The organism is Methylobacterium sp. GC_Met_3, assembly GCF_026540775.1.
Lineage (GTDB): Bacteria > Pseudomonadota > Alphaproteobacteria > Rhizobiales > Beijerinckiaceae > Methylobacterium.
Genome location: NZ_JALNUL010000001.1, coordinates 21,301 through 39,851, shown reverse-complemented (window position 1 = coordinate 39,851; position 18,551 = coordinate 21,301). Strand labels below are relative to the sequence as shown.

The window sequence follows — 18,551 nt, the reverse complement described above, 5'->3', positions numbered from 1 at the left end:
CGCTAAGATTGCATTCACAAGAGGCGGGACAGGGACACGAACCCCCGCCGGGGAGATCTGGTTCATGGCAACGATCCGTCAGGCGGTGATCCTGGGCGTTCTGCTCGGGGCGAGTCCAGCGCTGGCCCAGGCCCCGGGTTCCGACCGGGGTGCCGGCGTCGCACCGGTCCCGGATTCGGCCCCCGGCGTCCGGCGCAGCCGGCAGCTCACCGCCACGGGCCAGACCAAGCCCCCTGGCGCCGGCCTGACGGCCACCGGAGGACCGCGCCCTGTGAACGAGGCCGAGATGATCAAGGCCCAGAAGGCTGCGGAGGCCCGCTCGAAGGCCTGGGACAGCAAGATGCACAACACGATGGGCTCGATCTGCCACGGGTGCTGAGGTCCCGGGGTCCCGTCCCGCAAGCCATCGCTCAGGGACGCGGCAGCAGAAACGCGAAGGGGCCGCCCGATGGGCAGCCCCTCCGTCGAGACCGTCTCCGGTCGAATTTTAGCGGGAGTAGAACTCGATGACGAGGTTCGGCTCCATCTGCACCGGGTAGGGCACCTCGGACAGGGTGGGGATGCGGGTGACGCGAGCGGTCATCTTGGCGTGATCGGCCTCGATGTAGTCCGGCACGTCACGCTCGGGGAGCTGGGTCGCCACGATGACGATCTCGAGCTGACGGGACGACTCCTTGACCTCGATGAGGTCACCGGCCTTCACCTGGTAGCTCGGGATGTTGACGCGCACGCCGTTGACCTTGACGTGGCCGTGGTTGACGAACTGGCGCGCGGCGAACGGGGTCGCGACGAACTTCGACCGGTAGACCACGGCATCGAGGCGGCGCTCGAGCAGGCCCACGAGGTTCTCGCCGGAATCGCCACGCTGGCGGATCGCCTCGGCGTAGTAGCGACGGAACTGCTTCTCGGTGATGTTGCCGTAATAGCCCTTGAGCTTCTGCTTGGCGCGCAGCTGCGTGCCGAAGTCGCTCATCTTGCCCTTACGGCGCTGGCCGTGCTGGCCGGGGCCGTACTCACGGCGGTTGACGGGGCTCTTCGGGCGGCCCCAGATGTTCTGGCCCATGCGGCGGTCGAGCTTGTGCTTCGCCTGAATCCGCTTTGACATCTACTTCGCGTCCTCTCGTGACCGAGATTGAGGAACGCGCCCTCCTTTTCCCGGACAGGATGTCGGGGACGACAGGGCGGGAGTATCCCGCCCACGGGTGCGCGTGAAAACGCCAAGGGGCCCCGTGCGGAGCCCCATCGACGGGCTGCGTCTTAGGGGACGGGGGCGCCGCGGTCAACCACAGGAGGTCGTTTGGTGGACGAGACGATTGCGATCCGGCGCGGGGAGCCGGCGGACGCGGAGGCGATCCGCGCGCTGGTCGAGGCAGCCTACACCAAGTGGATCCCGGTGATCGGGCGCCTGCCGACACCGATGCAGGCGGACTACGCCGAGGCCGTGCGGACCCACCGGTTCGATCTGCTGCGGGCCGGCGCGGACCTTGCCGCACTGATCGAGACCCAAGCCGAGACCGACCACCTGCTGATCGTCAACGTGGCGGTGCATCCGGCCTTCCAGGGGCGGGGCCTCGGCACCCAGCTGCTCGGTCTCGCCGAGGGGATTGCCGGAGAGACGGGGCTGGCGCGGCTGCGCCTCTACACCAACAAGAAGTACGTTGCGAACCTGCGCCTCTACGGCGCGCTCGGCTACCGGGTGGAGCGGGAGGAGCCCTATGCCGGCCCGGGCCGGACCCGGGACGACGACATCACCGTGCACATGGTGAAGGTGCTGGGCGATGCCCCCTCTGGCGATCGTGCAAGTGCGCCCTGATGGACGATGCCGTCGTTCCGCGGCACCCATCGCCGGCCCGTCAGCGGGCTAGGCACGTCGGCAAAAAGTCCCGGTCTCAAAAGGTATTCGACCTTTTCCGGGTCCAGGGCAGAGCCCTGGTGCCGGGCTTCGCCCGATCTCGGGGGCTCCGCCCCCGAACCCCGCCAAAGGGCTCGCCCTTTGGAAACCCCGTTTTAGGTCACCACGCTCGGCTCGGGCCGGCCGGTGCGCGGCGCGATTTCGGCGATCGTGCCAGCCGCCGCCGCGACAGAGGCAAGCACCTCGGCCACGGGGAGGTCGAGCCGGTCCGGCGCGTTCTCGTAGCGCTCCAGATAGACCCGCAGTGTCGCCCCGGCGGTGCCGGTGCCCGAGAGCCGGAATACGGCGCGCGCATCCTCGGCAAAGCCGATCCGGATGCCCTGGCGCTCGGTCAGCGAGCCGTCGACCGGATCGCGGTAGGCGAACTCGTCGGCGGTCGACACCGTGAGATCGCCGATCCGCGTCCCCGGCAGCCCGGCGAGCTTTTCGCGGAGCGCGTCCATCAGGCCATTGGCGGCGTCCGAATCCACCTCCTCGTAGTCGTGGCGGGCGTAGTAGTCGCGCCCGTAGGTCTGCCAATGGGCGCGTACCAGCGCGTCGGCGCGCTCGCCCGTTGCCGCCAGGATGTTGAGCCAGAGCAGCACCGCCCAGAGCCCGTCCTTCTCGCGCACATGGTTCGAGCCGGTGCCGGCGCTCTCCTCACCGCACAAGGTGATGAGGCCTGCATCCAGCAGGTTGCCGAAGAACTTCCAGCCGGTGGGCGTCTCGTAGGCCTTGATGCCCAGGGCGGCCGCGACCCGGTCGGCGGCGCGGCTCGTGGGCATGGAGCGTGCCACGCCCGACAATCCCCCCGCGTAGCCCGGCGCCCGGTGGGCGTGGGCGGCCAGAAGCGCGAGGCTGTCGCTCGGGGTCACGAACAGGCCCGGGGCCACGATCATGTTGCGGTCGCCGTCGCCATCGGACGCCGCGCCGAAATCCGGCGCGTCCGGCCCCTGCATCAGGTCGAACAGGTCGTGGCAATGGACCGGGTTCGGATCCGGGTGGTGGCCACCGAAATCCTCTTTCGGCACCGCGTTGACCACGGTGCCGGCCGGCGCGCCGAGCATCCCCTCCAGGATCGCGGTGGCGTAGGGGCCCGTCACCGCGCTCATGGCGTCGAAGCGCATGCGGAAGCCCGAGGCGAACAGGCGCGACACCGCGTCGAAGTCGATCAGCGTGCGCATCAGCTCGGCATAATCGGCCACCGGGTCGATGACCGTGACCGTCATGGCGCCGAGCTTGGTCTCGCCGAGCGTGTCGAGGTCGAGGTCCGGGGCGTCGACGAGGTGGTATTCGGTCAGCGCCTTGGCGCGTGCGAAGATCGCGTCGGTGACAGATTCGGGCGCCGGACCGCCATTGGCGGCGTTGAACTTGATGCCGAAATCGCCCTCCGGCCCGCCCGGATTGTGGCTGGCCGACAGGATGATGCCGCCAAGCGCCTTGGCCTTGCGGATCACGCAGGAGGCGGCTGGCGTCGAGAGCAGCCCGCCGCGCCCGACCAGCACCCGGCCGAAGCCGTTGCCGGCGGCGAGCCGCAGCGTCTTCTGCACCACCTCGCGGTTGAGGAACCGGCCGTCGCCGCCGAGCACCAGGGTCGCGCCCGCCTTCTCGGGCAGGGTGTCGAAGATCGCCTGGACGAAGTTCTCGACGTAGTTCGGCTGCCGGAACACCGGCACCTTCTTGCGCAGGCCGGAGGTCCCCGGCTTCTGGTCGGGGAAGGGCGTGGTGGCGATCGTGGTCGGGGTCGTCATGGACGGGCGTCTCCCGGAATCTTGCGCCTCAATGCCCGCCCGGAGGCGCGGCGTCACCAGCCCCAGCGACAGGGGCGGGCTTTTTTCACGGCGTTTCGCCGGATCGGGCGACGGAATCCGCCGCTTGTCGGCCGGCCGGCGCCGTGGGGCGTTGCGCCGGCCCAGAACCCCCGGTTGAATCTCCCGAGCCGCCAGACAAGGCGGGCCGGAGGACACCATGGCGGACAGACCAGCGCAGACCGATCCGAACGGGACGTGGCCGGGCCAGGGCTTGGCCCGGCGCCAACTGGTCGGGGCGCTCGCCGCCGGTCTGGCAGTTGCGGCGACGCCGGCCCCAGCGGCGGCCCCGTCGAGCCGGTTGGCCATGGAGGAGTTCCGCCTGCCCTGGAGCGAGCCGGGCGTCGACATCTACGTGCGCAACAAGCGGCCGGCCGGGATCGACCGCTTCCCGGGCGACCGGATCCTGCTCTACGTGCACGGCTCCACCTACCCGTCCTCCACGGCCTTCGACCTGCCGCTCGGCGGGATGTCGGCCATGGATTACCTCGCGGGTCTGGGCTTCGACGTCTATTGCGTGGACCTGCCGGGCTATGGCCTGTCCGGACGCCCGGCCGCCATGGACGCGCCGCCGGCCGATAACTTGCCGCTCATGCGCACCCCCGATGCCGCCAAGGTGGTCGGGCAGGTGGTGGACTTCATCACCAAGCGACGCAACGTAGAAAAAATCGACCTGATGGGCTGGTCCTGGGGGACATCCACCATGGGGCTCTACACCAGCACCCACACCGACAAGGTCAACCGGCTCGTCCTCTACGCGCCGCAATGGCTGGCGCGCACGCCCGGCCTGGTCGGCGGCGGCGGTCCGGTGGGCGCCTATCGGACCGTCAGCCGGGACAGCGCCCGGGCGCGCTGGCTGACCGGGGTGCCCGAGGACAAGAAGGCCGACCTGATCCCGGCGGGCTGGTTCGACCAATGGGCCGACGCGACCTTCGCGACCGATCCGGTCGGCGCGACACAATCGCCGCCGGTCCTGCGCGCGCCGAACGGCACGGTCGCCGACAAAGACGCCTACTGGGCGGCGGGCAAGCCGCTCTACGACCCCGGCGAGATCCGCGTGCCAGTGCTGATCATCCACGCCGAGTGGGATGCGGACCTGCCGAGCTATCAGGCGCAAGAATACTTCACCAAGCTCACGCACACCCCCTACAAGCGCTTCGTCGAGCTGGGGGAGGGCACCCACACGGTGATGATGGAGAAGAACCGCATGCAGTTCCTCCACGAGGTAGGGGCCTTCCTCACGGAGGCGGACCCGCAGGCGCTGAACTGAGGAGCTAGCTCCGCGTCCATCCGTCCACCTGTCTAGTAATCGATCCGGCGGACGGTTTGGGGCGCGAATGCCTCACGCGGACTGCGCGAGGCTTCTCACTCCGCCGCCTGCCGGGCCTCATACCCCAGCCGCTCGTTCAGCGCCCGGATCAGCTTGACCGCCGCCTCGGCGATCACCGTGCCCGGCGGGAAGATCGCCGCCGCGCCGGCCGCCGTCAGCGCCGCGTAATCGCCCGGCGGGATGACGCCGCCGATGGCGATCATCACGTCGTCCCGGCCCTGCTCGGTCAGCGCTGCCTTCAGTTCCGGCACCAGGGTCAGGTGACCGGCGGCCAGAGACGAGACGCCGACGATGTGGACGTCGTTCTCAACCGCCTGCCGGGCGGCCTCGGCCGGGGTGGCGAAGAGCGGCCCGATATCGACGTCGAAGCCGAGATCGGCGAAGGCCGAGGCGATCACCTTCTGGCCGCGATCGTGCCCGTCCTGGCCCATCTTGGCGACCAGGATGCGCGGCCGGCGGCCATCGTTCTCCTCGAACGCCTCGACCAGCGCCCGGACTTCCTCGATCACAGGCGACATGCCCCCCACCTCGCGCTTGTAGACGCCGGAGATCGAGCGGATCTCGGCGCGGTGCCGGCCCCAGGCCTTCTCCAGGGCCTCGGAAATCTCGCCCACCGTCGCCTTGGCGCGGGCGGCCTCGACGGCGAGTTCCAGCAGGTTGCCGGCGCCGTCCGCGGCCTGGGTGAGCGCGTCGAGCCGGGCCGACACCGCGGCCTCGTCGCGCTCGGCACGCAGGCGCTTGAGCTTGTCGATCTGCAGCCGGCGGACATTGCCGTTGTCGACCCGCAGCAGGTCGATGGCCATGTCGTCGTCGGCCCGGAACTTGTTGATGCCCACGATGGTCTGGCGACCGGAATCGATCCGGGCCTGGGCGCGGGCCGCAGCCTCCTCGATCCGCAGCTTGGGGATGCCGGCCTCGATCGCCTTGGCCATGCCGCCGAGCCCGTCGACCTCGCGGATATGCTCCCAGGCCCGGGCGACCATGTCGGCGGTGAGCTTCTCGACGTAGTAGGAACCGCCCCACGGATCGACGATCCGGCTGGTGCCGCTCTCCTGCTGCAGGAACAGCTGGGTGTTGCGGGCGATCCGGGCCGAGAAGTCGGTGGGCAGGGCCAGCGCCTCGTCGAGCGCGTTGGTGTGGAGCGACTGGGTGCCGCCTTGCGTCGCCGCCATCGCCTCGATGTTGGTGCGGGTGACGTTGTTGAACACGTCCTGCGCGGTGAGCGACCAGCCGGATGTCTGCGAGTGGGTGCGCAGCGCCAGCGACTTGTCGGATTTCGGATCGAACCCCTTCACGAGCTTGGCCCAGATCAGGCGCGCGGCCCGCATCTTGGCGATCTCCATGAAGAAGTTGGTCGAGATCGCCCAGAAGAACGACAGGCGCGGGGCGAACTGATCGATGGTCAGCCCGGCCGCCAGACCCGCCTTGATATACTCGACGCCGTCGGCCAGCGTGTAGGCCAGTTCCAAGTCGTTCGTCGCCCCGGCTTCCTGCATGTGATAGCCGGAGATCGAGATCGAGTTGAACTTCGGCATATTCTTCGACGTATAGGCGAAGATATCCGAGATGATCCGCATCGATCCCTTGGGGGGATAGATGTAGGTGTTGCGGACCATGAACTCCTTGAGAATATCGTTCTGGATCGTGCCGGCGAGCTTCTGCGGCGGCACGCCCTGCTCCTCGGCCGCCACGATGTAGAGCGCGAGGATCGGCAGCACCGCGCCGTTCATCGTCATCGACACGGTCATCTCGTCGAGCGGGATGCCCGAGAACAGCGTGCGCATGTCGTAGATCGAGTCGATCGCCACGCCCGCCATGCCGACATCGCCCGAGACGCGGGGATGGTCGGAATCGTAGCCCCGGTGGGTGGCGAGATCGAAGGCCACCGACAGGCCCTTCTGCCCAGCCGCGAGGTTGCGCCGGTAGAAGGCGTTCGAATCCTCGGCCGTGGAGAAGCCGGCATATTGCCGGATCGTCCAGGGCTGGGTGACGTACATGGTCGGGTAGGGACCGCGCAGGAACGGCGCGATCCCCGGATAGGTGTCGAGGAACTCGATGCCGTCCCGGTCCTCCGGCCCGTAACGGCCCTTCACCGGGATCCCCTCCGGCGTCATCCAGGGCTCGCCGAGCGCCGGGGCCACCACGGCGAGCGATTCGCCGGCCAGCGGGATCTCGGCGAAGTTCGGGATGCGGGAGGTCATGGCGTTGACTCGTTATGGCGTTTGTCATGCCATTATAGAGACGCGCTCGGAGTGGGCTACTCCCCTCAAGTCGATCCCGCGCCCTGCCTCTCGTCTGGATTCGAAAGGTCTCGACCTTTTGCGGCGGCACGCAGCGCCACAGACATCAGGGCTCCGCCCTGATCACCCGCCAAAGGACTCGCGCCCTTTGGAAACCCGGTTGTTCCTGCGCCCGCTCCGCAGCAGGTAGACCATCGCCCCCGCCAGCATCAGCGCCATCCCATACCACGTGAGCGCGTAGACCAAGTGGCTGTTAGGGAAGGCGATCACCGTCAGCCCGCCCACCGGCAGGCCGCCGGGATTGGGCGTCGCGTCGGCATCCACGAAGTAGGGGGCGACATCGGAGAGCCGCCGGGCCGCCGCGATCATCGCCACGTCGCGGGAATACCAGCGGTCGTCCTTCGGATCGTTGGAGCGCAGGAACGCGCCCTTCGGCTCGGTCAGCCGCAAAAGACCGGTCACCGCGGTCTCGCCCGCCACCTGGCCGGCCGCCCGGGTCACCGGATCCCGGCGGTCGCCGGGCACGAAGCCGCGATTGATCAGCACGAGGCTGCCGTCGGAGCGGCGCAGCGGCGTCAGCACCCAGAAGCCGCCGCCACGCTCGGTCACCGCCTGAACCAGGGTCTCGCGATCGTGCAGGAAGGTGCCCGAAACCGTGACGTGGCGGTAGGCGTCGTCGGGGCCGATCTGCGGCCAAGCGGCGGGGCCTGGGGCGGGTACGGCCGGCGCGTGGACGCGGGCATCCACCCGGGCGATCAGGTCGAGCTTCCAGGCCCGGCGCTGAACCTGCCAGGTGCCGAGGCCGACGAGCACCACGAACACGAACGCCGCGGCGGCCCCGAACACGATGCGTCGCCCCAACGACAACGGGGCCGGGGAGGGGTCCCCACCGGAGCCCCCCGCCGACCCCGACGGATCCACTGTCGCGCGACCGCTCAGCGGGCGTTGTTCATGACGTCGTGGGCGTCCATCGGCATCATGTTGTGATTGAGGTGGTACATCACCCACACCGAGCCAGCGAGCATGATCACCACCACCATGATGGTGAAGATCAGCGCCAGGAAGGTCCAGCCGCCCTCCGACTTCGTGTTCATGTGCAGGAAGTAGACGATGTGCACGACCATCTGGACGCCGCCCAGCGCCAGGATCACCAGGGTGGTGACGAGGCTGTTGTCGAGCACGTTGCCCATCACCAGCCAGAACGGGATCACCGTCAGGATCACCGACAGGACGAAACCGGTCATGTAGCTTTGGACGGTACCGTGCCCGCCCGAGCTGTGGGCGTGCGAATCGTGCGTGTCCTGACCGTGACCGGTGAGGTGGCGTGCGTCGGCACTCATTCGAGCACTCCCATCAGGTAGACGACGGTGAAGACGCCGATCCAGATCAGGTCAAGGAAGTGCCAGAACATCGACAGGCACATCAGCCGGCGCTTGTTCTCGACGATCAGGCCGCGCTTGCCGACCTGCACCATCAGCACGATCAGCCACAGGATGCCCATGGAGACGTGCAGGCCGTGGGTCGACACCAGGGTGTAGAACGACGACAGGAACGCGCTGCGCCAGGGCGGTGCGCCCTCGTGGAACAGGTGGACGAATTCCCGGATCTCCAGCGCCACGAAGGCTGCGCCGAACAGGCCGGTGACGGCGAGCCAGATCTGCGTCTGCTTCACCCGGTCCCGGTCCATCTCCAGCATGGCGAAGCCGTAGGTGATGGACGAGAACAGCAGCATGGCGGTGTTCACCGCGATGCCCGGCAGGTCGAACAGCTCCTTCGGAGTGGGGCCGGCCGCATAGCTGCGCCCGAGCACCCCGTAGGTCGCGAACAGGGTCGCGAAGATGAGGCAGTCGCTCATCAGGTAGAGCCAGAACCCGAGCATGGTCGAGCCCTCGGAATGATGGCCCTCCTCGTCGGTCTGGTAGAACACCGGCGCCGCGGCGCCGGGGGGTGCAGTCTCCGCGTGCATCATGGGATCACGCCATCTCCAGCTCACGCGTCCGCTGACCTTCCGTCCGGCTGACGGTGTCGGCGGGGATGTAGTAGTCGCGGTTGTAATTGAAGGTGTGGGCGATCGCGACGACGAAGATCGCCACGAAGCTGAGCGCCGCCAGCCACCAGACGTACCAGATCATCGCGATGCCGAAGACGAAGTTCAGGCCCGCCAGGATTGCCCCGGCCGCGGTGTTCTTCGGCATGTGGATCGGCTTGTAGCCCGTCATCGGGCGGGCGAAGCCGCGGTTCTTCATGTCCCACCACGCGTCCGAATCGTGGACGACAGGCGTGAACGCGAAGTTGTAGTCCGGCGGCGGCGAGGAGGTGGACCATTCGAGCGTCCGGCCACCCCACGGATCGCCCGTCAGGTCCCGCAGCTTGTCGCGGTTGCGGATCGACACCACGAACATCACGACCTGCGAGGCGATACCGCAGGCGATCAGAACCGCGCCGATGGCGGCGATCACGAACCAGATCTGCAGCGACGGGTCGTCGAAGTGCTGCATGCGCCGGGTCACACCCATCAGGCCGAGCACGTAGAGCGGCATGAAGGCGACGTAGAACCCGGTCACCCAGAACACGAGGGCGACCTTGCCCCAGAACTCGTCGAGCTTGAACCCGAAGGCCTTGGGGAACCAGAAGGTCACGCCGGCGAACATCCCGAACAGCACGCCGCCGATGATCACGTTGTGGAAGTGCGCGATCAGGAACAGCGAGTTGTGCAGCACGAAGTCGGCCGGGGGCACCGCCAGCAGCACGCCGGTCATGCCGCCGATCACGAAGGTGACGATGAACGCCACCACCCAGAGCATCGGCACCTCGAACCGGATCCGGCCGCGGTACATCGTGAACATCCAGTTGAAGATCTTCGCCCCGGTCGGGATCGAGATGATCATGGTCGTGATCCCGAAGAACGAGTTCACGTCCGCGCCCGAGCCCATCGTGAAGAAGTGGTGCAGCCACACGAGGTAGGCGAGGATGGTGATCACCACCAGCGCGTAGACCATCGAGGTGTAGCCGAACAGGCGCTTGCCGCAGAAGGTCGAGGTGATCTCCGAGAAGATCCCGAAGGCCGGCAGGATCAGGATGTAGACCTCCGGGTGACCCCAGATCCAGATCAGGTTGAAGTACAGCATGGCGTTGCCGCCGAGGTCGTTCGTGAAGAAATGCGTGCCGACGTAGCGGTCGAGCGACAGCATCGCGAGAACGGCCGTGAGGATCGGGAAGGCGGCCACGATCAGGATGTTGGTGCACAGCGACGACCAGACGAAGATCGGCAGCTTCATCATGGTCATGCCGGGCGCCCGCATCTTCACGATGGTGGCGATCAGGTTGATGCCCGACAGCAAGGTCCCGATACCGGCGATCTGCAGCGCCCAGATGTAGTAGTCGACGCCGACGCCGGGGCTCATCGCCGCCCCGGAGAGGGGCGGATAGGCGAGCCACGTGGCGCGGGAGAACTCGCCCACGAACAGCGACACCATCACCAGCATGCCGCCGGCGACCGTCATCCAGAAGCTGAAGTTGTTGAGGAACGGAAAGGCGACGTCGCGGGCGCCGATCTGCAGCGGCACGGCGAAGTTCATCATCCCGGTGACGAACGGCATCGCCACGAAGAAGATCATGATCATGCCGTGGGCGGTGAAGATCTGGTCGTAATGGTGCGGCGGCAGGAACCCCTGCTCGTCACCGAACGCCACCGCCTGCTGCGAGCGCATCAGCATCGCGTCGGCGAAGCCGCGCAGCAGCATCACGGCCGCGAAGATGCAGTACATGATGCCGATCTTCTTGTGGTCGATCGACGTGATCCAGTCACGCCACATCGGACCCCAGAAGCGGTAGTAGGTGATGACGCCGAGCACGGCGAGGCCGACCACGGCGACGCCCGCGAACGTCGCCTGCAGAATCGGCTCATGATAGGGGATCTGCTCGATCGTGAATCGTCCGAAGAGCAGTTGCTGTAGATCGAGGTTTGCGAACATGGGATCGGCCCGTTCAGTGGGTTCGACGGCGACCGCCGGTCTCGTGTGTGGGGTCCGCTCGCGACGGGAGCGGCATCTTCGGTTCGGGTTGCATCACGGGTTCAGTCGAATCATTGGTTGAGCTGCTTGGGGGCGATCTGTCCGCCCTCGCTCTGGCCCTCGCCGGAGCCCTTGCCCTGGCTGTCGGGCCCCTTCTGACCCCGGACATCGGGGTTGCCCATGTCGGGCCGCGGCTTCATGCCCTGGGGCTGCGTCTGGCCGTGCGGGCCGGTCTCGGAGGCCGGCGCCGTCGCACCCGGCGCCTCGACACCGCGCTCGGCCAAGCGGTTGTCGTATTGCAGCCGCTTGTAGTTGGCCTCGGCCTCCTCGCCGGACGCGCCACCCCTGGCGTCGATCTTGGTCATCTCGCCGACGCACATCTGGTCGGGCCGGGGGCACATGCCGATGATCCGGTCGTAGAGGCCCTTCATGTAGGACTTGTAGTAGCGCGCCGGCTCGGCCTCGCTCGGCTCCTCCAGCTTCAGGTAGGCTTCCTGGGTCAGCTCGCCGCCCTTGGCCTTGGTCTGCGCGACCCACTGGTCGAAGCCGTCGTTGGTCTTGCCGTGGAACTTGAAGAACATGTTGGAGAAGCCGGCGCCGCTGTAATGGGCCGAGCGGCCCTCCCAGGCGCCCTCGCGGTTGATCACCGCGTGGAGCTGGGTCTGCATCCCCGGCATCGCGTAGACCATGCCGGCGAGCGTCGGCACGTAGAACGTGTTCATCACGTCGGTGGCGGTGATCTTGAAGCGGATCGGCCGATCGACCGGCGCCGCGACTTCGTTGACCGTGGCGATCCCGTATTGCGGGTAGAGGAACAGCCACTTCCAATCCATCGCCACCGCCTCGATCTCCAGCGGCTGCGTGCCCGCCGGGACGTCGCGCTTGGCGTCGAGCTTGCTCAGCGGCCGGAACGGATCGAGGGTGTGGGTCCCGATCCAGGTGAGCGCGCCCAGCGCGATGATGATCATCAGCGGCGCCGTCCAGATCAGCACCTCGAGCTGGGTCGAGTGGTGCCATTCCGGATCGTAGACCGCGTCCTCGTTGGTGGCGCGGTAGCGCCACGCGAAGATCAGCGTGAAGGCGATCACCGGTACGATGATCAAGAGCATCAGCCCGGTTGCGGCCAGCACGAGGTTGCGCTGCTGCTCGGCCACGTAGCCGGCCGGATGCAGGACGACCATGTTGCAGCCGCCCAGAAGGGTCAGGAGAGGTAGGGCAAGGAGCGGCAGGAGGCGCCGCCCACGGCCGATCCGGGCTCGCACGATGTCGATCCTGTCCGCTCGATGGGTCGTAGAGGTCACAGCACGCGTCTCGTCATCCCATGCCGCTTGCGCGGCGCTTCTGCCAAGCCGCTCACGCGGCGCGTCCGATATGCCGCTCGCGCGGCGCTCCTGCCGTACCGCGCGAAGCGGCATTCCTGTCAGCCGTCGGGGGCCGCGCGGCCGGAGCCGCGGGGCCGGACCGGCTACATCTGGCGCATTTCCGAGCGATCGAAGAACAGCGCCACGAGGCTGCAGACCGCCCCCGAGAGGAGGTAGACCCCGATCATCGCCAGCCCGTAGCGCTGCGACAGGAACAGCGCCACGAGCGGGGCGAAGCCCGCCCCGAGCAGCCACGCGAAGTCCGAGGTCAGCGCGGCACCGGTGTAGCGGTAGTGGTTGCCGAGGCGGGCGCTCACCGCACCCGCGGTCTGGCCATAGGCCAGGCCGAGCAGCATGAAGCCGATCGTGACGTAGATCGTCTGACCGATCGCGCTCTCACCGAACAGGAGCGGCGCGATGATGCTGCCGAGGGCGAAGAAGCCGATCAGCGAGCTGCTCATGATCAGGCTGTTGCGGCGGCCGATCTGGTCCGCGATCAACCCGGAGGCGGCGACCGCGCCGGCGCACACGATGGCCCCGGAGAACTGCACGATCAGAAACTCGCCCGGCGAGCGGGTATTGGTGTTCATCAGCGCCAGCCACGCGATCGGGAAGATCGTCACGAGGTGGAACAGCGCGAAGGCGGCCAGCGGTACGAAGGCGCCGCGGACCACGTCGCCCGCATGGTGCCGGAACAGCTCCAGCGCCGGGACCGGGCGCAGCCGGTCGAGGTCCATCATCCGGGCGAATTCGTCGGTGGCGACGAGGCGCAGCCGGGCGAACAGGGCGACCACGTTGATCGTGAAGGCGCAGTAGAACGGGAAGCGCCAGCCCCAGTCGATGAAGTCGGCCTCGTCGAGATTGACCAGGAAGAACGCGAACAGGGCGCTCGCCACCATGAAGCCGAGCGGCGCGCCGAGCTGCGGGATCATCGCGTACCAGCCGCGGCGCTCGCGCGGCGCGTTCATGGCGAGCAGCGAGGCCAGCCCGTCCCAGGCGCCGCCCAGCGCGAGACCCTGCAGGATCCGCAGACCGGCGAGGATGTAGACCGCCGAGATCCCGATGCTGTCGTAGCGCGGCAGGAAGCTCACCGCGGCCGTCGAGCCGCCGAGCAGGAACAGGGCCGTGGTCAGCTTCACGCTGCGGCCGTGGCGCCGGTCGATCGCCATGAACAGCACGGTGCCGATCGGGCGGGCGATGAAGGCGAGGGCGAAGATCGCGAAGGCGTAGAGCGTGCCCTTGAGCGGATCGACGAAGGGGAAGAACACCTTCGGGAAGACCAGCACGCAGGCGATGCCGAACACGAAGAAGTCGAAGTATTCCGACGCGCGGCCGATCACCACGCCGATGGCGATCTCGTTCGGGTGGACCTTGTGGTCACCCATTGCCTGCTGGGCGTCGCGCTCGAGGCCCGTGACCGTCGGGGAATTCGCACTCATCTCGGATTGTCACCCTCGCCGCGCGCTCGTTTGAGCGCCATGGCCGGAACCGCCTCTTGCGGCATGTCCAGAGGTATCGCAACCGGCTTCGGACGCAAGTTCACCCACTGACGCATGCATGGCACCGTCCGCGCCCACCGAGCCGGGGCGGCCGCTCAGACGCGGTAGTGCGCGGAATTCCGTGACAGGTTGATGTTGTAATACGGGTCGGCGCGCAGCTCCGGGCCCCAGCGGTCGAGCATGGTGAGCACCTCGCCCTCGAACCGCTTCTGCTTCTCGGGCGTGTCCTCGGCCCCGCGGCTCTTCGACTCGTGGTGAATCAAACGGGCGAAGGGCGTCCAGACGATCCGGTAGCCGGCCCGGCGGATCTTCAGGCAGAGGTCGACGTCGTTGAAGGCGACCTTCAGGGCGACCGCGTCGAAGCCGCCGACCTGCCTGAACACGTCGGCCCGCATGGCGAGGCAGGCGCCCGTCACGGCCGAGACCTCGTGGGCGATCACCATGCGGCAGAAGTAGCCCGGATCCGCGTCCGGCACGCCGAGATGGCTGTGGCCGGCCACGCCCCCGATCCCCAGCACGATGCCGCCGTGCTGGATGGTCCGGTCCGGATAGAGGAGCTTCGCCCCGACCGCGCCGATCTCCGGCCGGACCGCGTGGCGGACCATCTCGGTGAGCCAGTCCGGCTCCAGCACCTCGATGTCGTTGTTGAGGAACAGCAGCACCGGCCCGGTGGCGGCCGCCGCACCCCGGTTGGAGAGATCGGAGAAATTGAACGCCCCCGGCACCGGTACGACGCGCACCCGCGGATCGTCGCGGTAGCGGGCGAACAGGGCAGCGGTCTCGGGCTCGCGGCTATCGTTGTCGAGGATGATCACCTCGATATCGGGGTAATCGGTCGCGGTCAGCAATCCGTCGAGGGTCACCGACAGGATCTCGGCGCGGTCGCGGGTCGGGATGATCGCCGAGACCCGGGGCGGCGGCGCCGGCAGGGGCCGGATCAGGCGGTTGAAGCCGTTGGGGCCGGGCTCCGCCCGCCCGCCCCATGGGGCCACGACCTCCTCCAGGGCGCGCAGGCGCGCGGCCTCGGCCCGGGCGAGCGACCGGTCCGAGAAGGTGCCGGAGCCTTGCGCGGCGCGCCAATGGTAGAGCACCCGTGGGATGTGGCGGATGCGGGCGGGGTCGAGGCCGTCGGTCAGCCGGAGCAGCAGGTCGTGGTCCTGGCTGCCCTCGAAGCCGGGGCGCAGGCCGCCGACGGCGCGCAAGGCTTCGGTCCGCACCACCGTGAGATGGTTGATGTAGTTCTGCGCGTAGAGCAGCTCGCGGTCGAAGCCCGCCTTGAAATGCGGGTCGAAGCGGCGGCCGCGCCCATCGATCTTGTCCTCGTCGCTGTAGATCAGCACGAGGTCCGGGTCTTGACGCAGCGCCCGGGCGACCTCGTAGAACGCATCCACGGTGAGCACGTCGTCGTGGTCCATGAAGGCGCAGACCGCGCCCCGGGCGAGGCCCAGTGCATCGTTGGTCGCCCGGGCGATGTGGCCGTTCTCAAGCCGGGTCAGGACGCGGATGCGCGGATCGGCCTCGGCCGCCTGGGCGAGAATCTTCGGGATCGCGGGGCGCGTCGAGGCATCGTCGACGACGCAGAGTTCCCAGTGGGGATAGAGCTGCGCGTCGAGCGAGGCGAGGGCGGCCCTGAGCACCTTCGGGTCGGGATCGTGGACCGGCATCAGCACGGAGATCAGCGGCGGATCGGCCCAGGCGGCGATCTCGGCGGCGATCCCGTCCCGCTCGGGCCGGCGCAGGGTGTGGGTGCCGAGCCACGCCTCGTAGCCCGTCACCCGCCGGTGGCGCAGGGCGCGGCCGAGGAAGCCCCGGGCCCGGACCTTTTTGCCGAGGACGCGCCAATAGAGGGCCTGCGCGGTCAGGGCCGGCTCGCGCAGGAGGCCGCGCCCGGCCAGGATCGGCCGGACGAGGCGGCGCAGGGCGATCCGGCGCAGCCGGGCCGGCACCCGTCCGGACGGGTCGGCGACGCGGAGTTCGACGACGTCCTCGGGCAGCCGGCCAATCCACGCGAAGGCGCCCCCGCCCCGCGCCTCCTGCGGCAGGAGCGAGCCCGGGCGCCCGTCAGCACCGACGAAGCTGATATCCGGGACGGTGTCGCGGCCCTCGGCCGGATCGTTCGCCAGGATGATCTCGACCCAGCGTCCCGCGAGCCCCGGCAGCGCCACGCGCAAGCCGTCCGCCGTCACCCGCGCCGACAGGGGACGGGGCTTACGCCCGAATCCGGTGACCTGCGCGGGCGGCAGACGGGAGGCGGGCATCTCGGAGCCCGATGCGGAGGCCATCAGCGCTGACTCTCGTCGGCCGCCGCGACGATCCCGACCCCCGCGGATCCGAGTTCGTGGGTCGAATCACCCTGTTCGTGGTCGAAGATGCAGCGCATGTCTCGAAGCATGAGGCGGCGGGCCGGCGCCCTGCGGCGCGGCCGGATGCCGGGCGGCAGGGGCATAGCGCATTTTGCCGAACCCGTGCACCTCGCACGGACCGGCCGTGCGCGGCGTCTTCCAAAAGACAGGTTCCGCTTGCGCCCCGGCCGGGCAGGGGCTATAGGCCCCGCCCACCGGAGCCCACACGGCTCCGGCCCGGGCGCATCGCTCAGCGGGAGGGCACTCCCTTGACAGGGGTGTCGGCACTCCTCATGAGCAGCCGAGAAGTCCGGGCTTTCTCGATGGCTTCCAGGTTCGATGAACCTGATCGCGGTCGATCAGGAGACGTAGCACAGCGGTAGTGCATTCCCTTGACATGGGAAAGGTCACAGGTTCGATCCCTGTCGTCTCCACCATTCGCCAGACGGTCGATCCGGCCGCGGCGCCTTGGTCCCAGGCTCGGCGAGCCTGACACGGGTTCAGCGAGCCGCAGCCGAAGGTTCGTAGGGCCGTCATGACCGACGAGCGCAGGCATTGGTTCTACGACAGCCGATTGCTCGTCTGCGCCTTCTGCCTGCTGCTGTTCGTTGCGATCTTCTGGCAGGTCAGCCGGTTCGAGGGCTTCCAGCCGATCTTCACCTGCGAATCCAAGAACGACATCGATCGCCTGCTGCTGACGACCGGGATGGATGCCTGCATGGGCAACGCCCATTCGCAGGACGACAAGGAGCGCTGCATGCGCACCGTCTATGTCCTCGCCTGCATGAAGGAGCGGTGGCGCTGACGGGCTCCGGGGCGGTCACCGCGCTGACCGGCCCGACCCACGCCGACCGATGCCTGCGCCCGGAGATCGTCGTCCCGCCGGTCGCCCTCGAAATCATGATCCCCGTTCTGCCGCTGATGCACATTGCCAGGGCTGAGCGCGCGGCGTCGTGCGGAAACCCTGCACAGGCTCACGAGGATCACGGACGCGCCAACATTCGCGTCGGATCGCCCCTGTTTTAACCCTTCGTTAACCATTGTTACCAGTTTAGTTGGATCAGATCCGGCCGATAGGGAGCAGAAGGTCCGTGAGCGAGCTGCAGAGGCTTCTGAACGACCCGCGCTTCCGGCCCGCGGAGAGACTCAAGCAGGAACTCGGCGCCGCGGCCGAAGCCGGACTCGGCAGCGTCCTGCGGGTCGTCTCGTCGATGCAGGATCCGGTCGAACTCCCGACGCCGGATCCGGCGCTGCAGGAATGGGACGGGCTGATCCACAGGGTCCAGGCCGCAGCCCGACAGGCGCGCGTGGTCGAGGCGCAGGCCCGGGAGCGGGAGGAGCGCATCGAGCACGTGCTGGAGCGGGTCCGGGAGGACATCAACGCCTCCAACGAGCGGGCCCGCATCGCGGAGATGCAGGCTCGCGACGTCCAGGTGCGCGCCGAGGCCCAGGTCATCGCCGCCGAGGAGCGCGCCAAGGCGGCCGAGGCCCGTGCCCGCGCCGCCGAGGAGCGCGCCCGGCACGCCGAGGAATGGCTCGGGCGCGTCCAGGAAGCGATCCTGTCCGAATTCTCCGACATGACCGACCAGGCCGCGGCATGAGCGGCGCGGCGTTCGCGGCGCGCGCCCCGGCCGCCTTCGGAGCCGCTGACGGCCGGAGCGATCCGATCGACCGGGTCGTGGCTTTGTTCTCCGGCCCAGCCGCGGCACCGGCCCCGGAGCCCGACGACTGGTCGGCCTCCATGACGGCCGTGCGCGGCCTCGCGACCCGGGTGCGCAACCTTCAGACGAATGCGCGGGATTCGATGCGAGAAGCCCAGCGCTCGGTGCGGGAAGCGGAGGCGGCCGCGCGTGCCGCCGAGGATCGGGCGCTCCATGCCGAATCCCTGCTGCGCGAGGCTGTGGCCCGGGCGGAGCGCGCCGAGGCTCAGGTCCGCGCGGCGGCCGAGCGGATCGAGCGGGCGGAGGCCCAGACCGCCGAGGCGCGGGCGTGGCTGCGGCGCATGCACGAATGCATGGTCAGCGAGTTCGGCGCCCTGACCCAGGAACCGGCCCTGGCCTGATTCGG

At 68.5% G+C, this 18,551-nt stretch carries 17 protein-coding genes and 1 tRNA gene; 8 read left to right on the top strand and 10 right to left on the bottom strand.

The genetic code is table 11. The features are described from left to right. The first annotated feature begins 64 nt into the window (after positions 1 to 64). The gene (locus tag OXS27_RS00225) at positions 65 to 379 is read left to right on the top strand and encodes a hypothetical protein (RefSeq protein WP_243922242.1); all 315 of its coding nucleotides are present in this window, start codon (positions 65 to 67) and stop codon (positions 377 to 379) included. Positions 380 to 487: 108 nt separating this feature from the next. Here the strand turns inward: OXS27_RS00225 and rpsD are convergent, their stop codons facing one another. After that, positions 488 to 1,105: a 30S ribosomal protein S4 gene (gene rpsD, locus OXS27_RS00220; protein WP_243922244.1), complete on the bottom strand. Its 618-nt coding sequence runs from the start codon at positions 1,103 to 1,105 to the stop codon at positions 488 to 490. Between the two features lie 195 nt (positions 1,106 to 1,300). Here rpsD and OXS27_RS00215 point away from each other — a divergent pair, with 195 nt between their 5' ends. Beyond that, complete coding sequence (locus OXS27_RS00215; protein WP_243922246.1) at positions 1,301 to 1,813, top strand: GNAT family N-acetyltransferase; 513 nt, start codon at positions 1,301 to 1,303, stop codon at positions 1,811 to 1,813. Between the two features lie 194 nt (positions 1,814 to 2,007). Here the strand turns inward: OXS27_RS00215 and OXS27_RS00210 are convergent, their stop codons facing one another. Continuing rightward, on the bottom strand, positions 2,008 to 3,642 hold the full coding sequence (locus OXS27_RS00210; RefSeq protein WP_267353415.1) for an alpha-D-glucose phosphate-specific phosphoglucomutase: 1,635 nt from the start codon (positions 3,640 to 3,642) through the stop codon (positions 2,008 to 2,010). A gap of 217 nt (positions 3,643 to 3,859) precedes the next feature. Here OXS27_RS00210 and OXS27_RS00205 point away from each other — a divergent pair, with 217 nt between their 5' ends. Further along, the gene (locus tag OXS27_RS00205; RefSeq protein ID WP_267353413.1) at positions 3,860 to 4,969 is read left to right on the top strand and encodes an alpha/beta hydrolase; all 1,110 of its coding nucleotides are present in this window, start codon (positions 3,860 to 3,862) and stop codon (positions 4,967 to 4,969) included. A gap of 95 nt (positions 4,970 to 5,064) precedes the next feature. On the opposite strand, the gene scpA is transcribed toward OXS27_RS00205, so the two are convergent. The 8 genes from scpA to OXS27_RS00165 all read right to left on the bottom strand — a co-directional run bounded on the left by scpA (position 5,065) and on the right by OXS27_RS00165 (position 16,424). Beyond that, positions 5,065 to 7,230 carry a methylmalonyl-CoA mutase gene (gene scpA, locus OXS27_RS00200; RefSeq protein WP_267353411.1) on the bottom strand — a complete coding sequence of 722 codons (2,166 nt, stop codon included), beginning with the start codon at positions 7,228 to 7,230 and terminating at the stop codon, positions 5,065 to 5,067. Between the two features lie 162 nt (positions 7,231 to 7,392). Further along, a complete protein-coding gene (locus tag OXS27_RS00195) occupies positions 7,393 to 8,130 on the bottom strand; it encodes an SURF1 family protein (RefSeq protein WP_267353409.1) in 738 nt (245 codons plus the stop codon). A gap of 74 nt (positions 8,131 to 8,204) precedes the next feature. Continuing rightward, positions 8,205 to 8,609 carry a cytochrome o ubiquinol oxidase subunit IV gene (gene cyoD, locus OXS27_RS00190; protein ID WP_243922256.1) on the bottom strand — a complete coding sequence of 135 codons (405 nt, stop codon included), beginning with the start codon at positions 8,607 to 8,609 and terminating at the stop codon, positions 8,205 to 8,207. Continuing rightward, a complete protein-coding gene (gene cyoC, locus OXS27_RS00185) occupies positions 8,606 to 9,238 on the bottom strand; it encodes a cytochrome o ubiquinol oxidase subunit III (protein ID WP_243922258.1) in 633 nt (210 codons plus the stop codon). The genes cyoD and cyoC overlap by 4 nt, the downstream gene beginning before the upstream one ends. Before the next feature lie 4 nt (positions 9,239 to 9,242). Beyond that, a complete protein-coding gene (gene cyoB, locus OXS27_RS00180) occupies positions 9,243 to 11,243 on the bottom strand; it encodes a cytochrome o ubiquinol oxidase subunit I (protein ID WP_244003906.1) in 2,001 nt (666 codons plus the stop codon). Positions 11,244 to 11,353: 110 nt separating this feature from the next. Next, positions 11,354 to 12,544 (bottom strand): ubiquinol oxidase subunit II, encoded by a 1,191-nt coding sequence (gene cyoA / locus OXS27_RS00175; RefSeq protein ID WP_243922263.1) that lies wholly within the window; start codon positions 12,542 to 12,544, stop codon positions 11,354 to 11,356. Positions 12,545 to 12,747: 203 nt separating this feature from the next. Then, on the bottom strand, positions 12,748 to 14,082 hold the full coding sequence (locus OXS27_RS00170; protein ID WP_243922265.1) for an MFS transporter: 1,335 nt from the start codon (positions 14,080 to 14,082) through the stop codon (positions 12,748 to 12,750). A 155-nt stretch (positions 14,083 to 14,237) separates the two neighbouring features. Then, positions 14,238 to 16,424 carry a glycosyltransferase family 2 protein gene (locus OXS27_RS00165; RefSeq protein ID WP_267353403.1) on the bottom strand — a complete coding sequence of 729 codons (2,187 nt, stop codon included), beginning with the start codon at positions 16,422 to 16,424 and terminating at the stop codon, positions 14,238 to 14,240. Between the two features lie 422 nt (positions 16,425 to 16,846). On the opposite strand from OXS27_RS00165, the gene OXS27_RS00160 reads away from it, so the two are divergent. The 5 genes from OXS27_RS00160 to OXS27_RS00140 all read left to right on the top strand — a co-directional run bounded on the left by OXS27_RS00160 (position 16,847) and on the right by OXS27_RS00140 (position 18,546). Further along, positions 16,847 to 16,921, top strand: a tRNA-Val gene (locus OXS27_RS00160). Positions 16,922 to 17,019: 98 nt separating this feature from the next. Further along, positions 17,020 to 17,289, top strand: coding sequence for a hypothetical protein (locus OXS27_RS00155; protein ID WP_243922269.1), 270 nt, complete (start codon positions 17,020 to 17,022; stop codon positions 17,287 to 17,289). Continuing rightward, positions 17,280 to 17,510 carry a hypothetical protein gene (locus tag OXS27_RS00150; RefSeq protein ID WP_267353401.1) on the top strand — a complete coding sequence of 77 codons (231 nt, stop codon included), beginning with the start codon at positions 17,280 to 17,282 and terminating at the stop codon, positions 17,508 to 17,510. Before OXS27_RS00155 ends, OXS27_RS00150 begins: the two co-directional genes overlap by 10 nt. 65 nt (positions 17,511 to 17,575) lie before the next feature. Next, complete coding sequence (locus tag OXS27_RS00145) at positions 17,576 to 18,085, top strand: hypothetical protein (RefSeq protein WP_243922273.1); 510 nt, start codon at positions 17,576 to 17,578, stop codon at positions 18,083 to 18,085. Beyond that, positions 18,082 to 18,546: a hypothetical protein gene (locus tag OXS27_RS00140; protein WP_267353399.1), complete on the top strand. Its 465-nt coding sequence runs from the start codon at positions 18,082 to 18,084 to the stop codon at positions 18,544 to 18,546. Before OXS27_RS00145 ends, OXS27_RS00140 begins: the two co-directional genes overlap by 4 nt. Positions 18,547 to 18,551: the final 5 nt, after the last annotated feature.

Excerpts from the sequence above, each read along its gene's own strand:
- OXS27_RS00210 (WP_267353415.1), bottom strand. The coding sequence starts at position 3,642 with ATGACGACCCCGACCACGATCGCCACCACGCCCTTCCCCGACCAGAAG.
- cyoB (WP_244003906.1), bottom strand. The coding sequence starts at position 11,243 with ATGTTCGCAAACCTCGATCTACAGCAACTGCTCTTCGGACGATTCACG.
- OXS27_RS00140 (WP_267353399.1), top strand. The coding sequence starts at position 18,082 with ATGAGCGGCGCGGCGTTCGCGGCGCGCGCCCCGGCCGCCTTCGGAGCC.
- scpA (WP_267353411.1), bottom strand. The coding sequence starts at position 7,230 with ATGACCTCCCGCATCCCGAACTTCGCCGAGATCCCGCTGGCCGGCGAA.
- cyoC (WP_243922258.1), bottom strand. The coding sequence starts at position 9,238 with ATGATGCACGCGGAGACTGCACCCCCCGGCGCCGCGGCGCCGGTGTTC.
- OXS27_RS00205 (WP_267353413.1), top strand. The coding sequence starts at position 3,860 with ATGGCGGACAGACCAGCGCAGACCGATCCGAACGGGACGTGGCCGGGC.
- OXS27_RS00170 (WP_243922265.1), bottom strand. The coding sequence starts at position 14,082 with ATGAGTGCGAATTCCCCGACGGTCACGGGCCTCGAGCGCGACGCCCAG.
- rpsD (WP_243922244.1), bottom strand. The coding sequence starts at position 1,105 with ATGTCAAAGCGGATTCAGGCGAAGCACAAGCTCGACCGCCGCATGGGC.
- OXS27_RS00225 (WP_243922242.1), top strand. The coding sequence starts at position 65 with ATGGCAACGATCCGTCAGGCGGTGATCCTGGGCGTTCTGCTCGGGGCG.
- OXS27_RS00165 (WP_267353403.1), bottom strand. The coding sequence starts at position 16,424 with ATGGCCTCCGCATCGGGCTCCGAGATGCCCGCCTCCCGTCTGCCGCCC.
- cyoD (WP_243922256.1), bottom strand. The coding sequence starts at position 8,609 with ATGAGTGCCGACGCACGCCACCTCACCGGTCACGGTCAGGACACGCAC.
- OXS27_RS00155 (WP_243922269.1), top strand. The coding sequence starts at position 17,020 with ATGACCGACGAGCGCAGGCATTGGTTCTACGACAGCCGATTGCTCGTC.